This is a genomic window from Stieleria sp. (assembly GCF_041595215.1).
In the GTDB taxonomy this organism is placed as follows: Bacteria; Planctomycetota; Planctomycetia; order Pirellulales; family Pirellulaceae; genus Stieleria; species Stieleria magnilauensis.
Genome location: NZ_JBFHKV010000628.1, coordinates 1 through 5,042, shown reverse-complemented (window position 1 = coordinate 5,042; position 5,042 = coordinate 1). Strand labels below are relative to the sequence as shown.

Sequence of the window (5,042 nt, the reverse complement as noted above, 5' to 3'; positions counted from 1 at the left end):
TTCGCGTCCAATCCAGTTCCGCGAGGTGCGCATTCAAGGCGTAGGTTCCGCCCAAGAAATCATTTGACTGTGTGCGCAGCGTGACGCCAGACGATTCGACGCTCCAATCCAAGTCGGCCGAACCGATTTGCGCGTCCGCGTAGGTCGCATCGGACAGCATGGCGGTGCCCGTGCTGTGAAACGTTTTTGCGATCGCATCGACGTGAATCTTGCCACTCAACGACGCACTGCCGGTGAGGTGAAGCGGCTGGTGAGATAGCCGTGTCGCCAATTCGGCGACGTCATCCAATTCGATCGGGCCCGCATCAAACGTTCCGTCGATCACCAGTTGATTGTTCAGCGTCCCGAGGGCCTCCACGTGACACAGATTCTCCCGCCAGCTGAATTCAGTCCGGGGTACAACAAGATTTCCTTGCTCCAGCGTGCCTCGGATCTCGGCGTCGCGAAGGGGTTCACCGGCAAGGACCAAGTCGCGCAGTCGTATCGATGCCGTCGATTTCCAACTCTCGGGTTTGGCAACCGAAGTGATGCTGGATGTCGCATCGAGATGCCCCATGATCTGACCGTGAAATTGGTTTTCATCCAGTTGGCACAAATGCGCGATGTGTTGCAGGCTGGTGTGATCAAATTGCGCGTCAATCACAACCTCATCGGTCGGCAGATTCGCTCGCACGACGGTTGACATGTCTGCAAGTTGCCGGCCGTCGGCGTCTTTCAACGTCGCTTTTGAAAGTTCCACCGTTGCTTTCCCGCCGCCGACTTCCATTTGGCTCTGCGTGTTGTCGAGGTAAACGCCACGACCGGAAACGTTTTGAAAGTCGACGCGGGCGTTGGCCACCAGTGTGTTGGGATCCAGCAGTGTTTCCAATGGAATGTGAAGGTCGGCGCTCGCCGCGATACGCCCCTGTAGATCAGGAATCTGCAATCGATCGGAGATTTGGGCAAGGTTCAAACCGTCCGACTGAATCGTGGCACCCAGAGTGCCACGCAATTGAGAGATCATGTCGACGTCGGCAGTCCCCACGGGAAGGGACCCGTCACAGTGCAGGTCACAGACAACGTCATCCAGTTCAATGTCTTCGGCGACCAAGTCATGCGCGACGGCATGCATCGCGTGATGGAACGTGGCGAGGCGACCGTCCCAATCGAGCTGTGTCGACGCACGCATCGATCCAGACGCCTGCATCGGCAGGTCGCCGGAGAGTTTTCGGATCAGCGAAGTGAAGCGGCAGTCCGAGACCTCGGTTTCGATCGTCGCCATCAAGGGCGGAACCGGCGACGAGACGTCGATCCGGACCTCGGCATCGCCGTCCAGGGGATCACCGACGATGTCGATGCCGATTCCGTCGGAATCGCTGTTGGCAATGACCGTCACTTCATTGACCAACGTTTCGAAATCAGCGAGACGAATGTCTTGCAATTGCAGTTTCACTTGCAGCGGATGATGCAACAAGTCATCGACGCTCGCGGGATGATGGGCTTTGGCGACCAGTGAGACGGATCCCGAAAAGGGTTGGCTGCGAATCGGTTCGGGCAGCAGTCGCCCGGGTAGGGATTCGCTATCCAGTCTGCAGTCCACCACACGCAACGATGTCGTGCCTTGATAGGTGACGGCGTCAACCCGAGACGCAAAATCGACGCGTCCTTCGATCAGCTTGTCGACGCGACCTTCAATCAGGATCGACTTGCCGAAGGTGGCGGCTAGGTCAGCCCCGTCGACCACCGCCGTTTGGGAATCTCCTTGATGAATCATGACCCGTGCTCCTCTGACCGTAAGGGAGCGGATCGGAATCTTGAGTTTCCCTTCCGATGGAGCTGACTCCGGTGCCGGAAACCGAGACAGCAGATTGCCGTCGGGGTCGAACTGCACGTTCAGCAGGGGGTGATCGATGGCGAGATGATCGAGCCAAACTCCGTCACGGAGGCCTTGCAGCAGCGATGTCGTGAGATCGACCCGGCCGACCTCGATCTGTGGACTTTGTTTCGCCACGGGATCAAAGACAGTGATCCCGGCGACTTGGACATGCCCCCATCCGATGAAAACCGAGTCAATGGTGACATCCGTTTTCAGAATCGAAGAAGTGACAGACTCGGCGACCCGGCGTGAAACATCGTTGCGTGAAACCAGTGTCACCAGCGCAAGGATAGCCAGTCCCAGTCCGGTACGGCGGAAAATCTTGAAGAGTCGTTTTGGCCAGCGCAAATCCAAGTCCCTACGTGCGGTCTCGAATTTGTCTGCCAATCGGTCTCAGCGTCATCCGAGACAACGGGAGTAACTCGCCGGCGCCTCGCGCGTCAATATCATGCGGGCCGGATCATGGCCGCTCGATCGCCTCGTCCATATCACGCAGCTTGTAAATCAGCGCGCGGCGGCTGATCCCCAGAACCTTTGCCGCTTGGGTTCGATTCCCATCACATTCCTCCAACGTCGCCAGAATCGTCGCCCGCTCGACTTGGGACAGACGCCCTGCATCGGGTAATTCGGCACGCTGATCGACGGCGACGTGGGCGGGCAAATGTTCGGGCAGGATCACGTCGCCTTGGCAAAGCAGACAGGCACGTTGAATCGCGTTCCTCAATTCACGAACGTTGCCGACCCAGGTGTGTGCCAGCATGGCGCGCGAGGCTTGGGGTGAAAAACGCACCTGTCGATTGGAGAACTGGCTGGCGAAATGCTTGGCCAGCGGAATGATGTCTTCGCGACGATCGGTAAGCGGCGGGACAATCAATTCGACCACGTTCAGCCGGTAATACAAGTCCTCGCGAAAATGCCCCTCGGTCACTTCGTCTTGCAGGTTGCGGTTGGTCGCGGCGATCAATCGCGTGTCAACGTCCACCGGTCGATCCGCGCCGACCGGCGTGACCTGATGGGTCTCCAAGGCACGCAGCAGTTTGGGTTGCATTTCCAACGGCATCTCACCAATTTCATCCAAAAACAGGCTTCCGCCGCCCGCCGATCGAAACATGCCCAAACGGTTTTCCGACGCGCCGGTGAAGGCCCCTTTGACGTGGCCGAAGAGTTCGCTTTCGACCAAGGTGGCGGACAGACCGGCGCAATTGGTCGTTACGATGGGTTGTTTCGCACGATGGCTCCACTGATGAATCAACTTGGCGATCCATTCTTTACCGGAACCGCTTTGGCCTTGGATCAGGATCGGAGCGTCCGAGGGCGCGACGACTGCGATCGTCTCGATCAAGCCCCGCATCGCGCTGCTTTCACAAACAAACTCCGCCGGTAGGGGTGGCAGCGTCGGCTTGTCCGCGGAATCGTCGACCGAGCGCATCCCCAATGCATCGAAGACAGTGACTTTCAGTTCTTCCAAGTCGATCGGTTTGGACAAATAGTCGTCGGCGCCGCGTTTGACCGCATCAACCGCCTGACGCACATCGGCGAATGCGGTGATCAGCACAACGGGAACGGTCGGTAAACGCTGACGAATCTCTGGAAGCGCTTCGATGCCGCTCATGTTCGGCAGCCGCACATCCAACAGAATCATGTCCGGAGCACGTTGCTGCAACGATTCGAGCATCGATTCGGCGGACGACGCCTCGATGATCTCCAAACCTTGACGCTGCAGAAAACCACCGATCAACTCACGCTGGGCCGGTTCGTCGTCGACGATCATCAAAACGGGTTGGGCTGGCGATGCTTGTTTCATGTGTCCAGTATTCGCCAGGAACCGTTAAAGGTTGACGGAGGAGATTCGATCGCCAGTTGGCAAGGGGGATGCGCTGCGAATGCCATCAATCCAAAACACGCTGCCGAGCTTGTCACCGGGCCTGTAGCCCACGTCCCAGTCATGAGCGACCGCGATGCGCCGAACGATCGAAAGCCCCAATCCCGTTCCGCCGGGACGCCGCGTGACGTAAGGTTCGAACAGGCTGTCGACGATTTCCTCGCAGGCACCAGGCCCCTGATCGGCGACCTCGATTCGGAAGGCGCCGTTGGGCGACTGCTGCATCGAAAGTCTAATCGTGCTGTGCTCGGGCGCAAAGCCGATGGCGTTTTGCAATAGATTGAACAACAGTTGGCGAAGTTGATCTCGATCGGCGCGAATGGCTTGCCCTTGCAGTCCCTCTGTTTCCAAAACTAAACCCTTGGCATCCAGGTCCGATTGAAGCAGCGTGCGTAATTCCGTCACCAGGTCTTCGATCGCCAACGTTTCAATCTGCAGATCGGCTTGGCGGGCAAAGGCGAGGAATTGATTGATCCGCGCGGTCACGCGGTCGCATTCTTCGATGACCGCTTCGGCCTGCTGTTGCTGGTCCGCTTCGGGCAACCCCGCATCGACCAACCGCTGTGTCCAGCCACGAATCAAACCCAAGGGATTTCGTGTTTCGTGTGCAAGCCCCGCTGCTGCTTGCCCGAGTTCACGAAGATGCCTGGTTTCGGCCGTCAGCAAACGCGTCCTTCCTTCGGATTGGGCAAGCCGAACCGTGAACTGCCAGACCGCACCGATGGCGACAAGCAACAACGTCCCCAAAACGAAAATCAGAATCCGGCTTCGCGCTTCGAGGTAAAACTGGGACATGGTTTCCGTCCGATCCAAAACGACAATCGATCGAAACGATTGCGTCCCCTCCGGTTCCATCGGCACCGAGAATCCTGCCGGCATCGGCGGATCGTTTTGCATCTCAAACTCACGGACCAACTGCAACGTGTCATCGACGACATGTTCTCCCGCGGGCAACTGATACGCGATCAGGCTTTCGTCTCCCGAGACGTACGTCTGTTCCGCGTCGCCACCTGCGATCACCGCGATGGCAAGCACGTTGGTCGATCGCGCGAGAGTGTCGAGCGTCGTGGGAAGCTGCTGCCGGACAAACGGGCTGAACCAACGATGTGATTGAATCGAATTGCTGACGGCGGTCGACAAGGCATCACCCTGGGACGACAGCGTGTCGTGAATCAGTCGACATTGGTGGACATGTTCGGCGCGCTGCCAGAGTGCAAACATCACCCACAATGCAACCAAAACCACGAGTCCGACGATTCGTGGCTTGGGGATTCGTTTGGCGATCATGCGCTGCATCGTTTTCGT

The 5,042-nt window shown here is 58.1% G+C and carries 3 protein-coding genes; all 3 read right to left on the bottom strand.

Annotated elements, in window-relative coordinates; all coding sequences use genetic code 11:
- On the bottom strand, positions 1-2,134 hold a 2,134-nt coding region (locus ABX749_RS21380; RefSeq protein WP_372897768.1), incomplete at its 3' end, for a hypothetical protein.
- 181 nt (positions 2,135-2,315) lie between these two features.
- A complete protein-coding gene (locus ABX749_RS21375) occupies positions 2,316-3,659 on the bottom strand; it encodes a sigma-54-dependent transcriptional regulator (protein ID WP_372897767.1) in 1,344 nt (447 codons plus the stop codon).
- A 24-nt stretch (positions 3,660-3,683) separates the two neighbouring features.
- The coding region (locus ABX749_RS21370) for an ATP-binding protein (RefSeq protein WP_372897766.1) at positions 3,684-5,042 on the bottom strand (1,359 nt) is incomplete at its 5' end.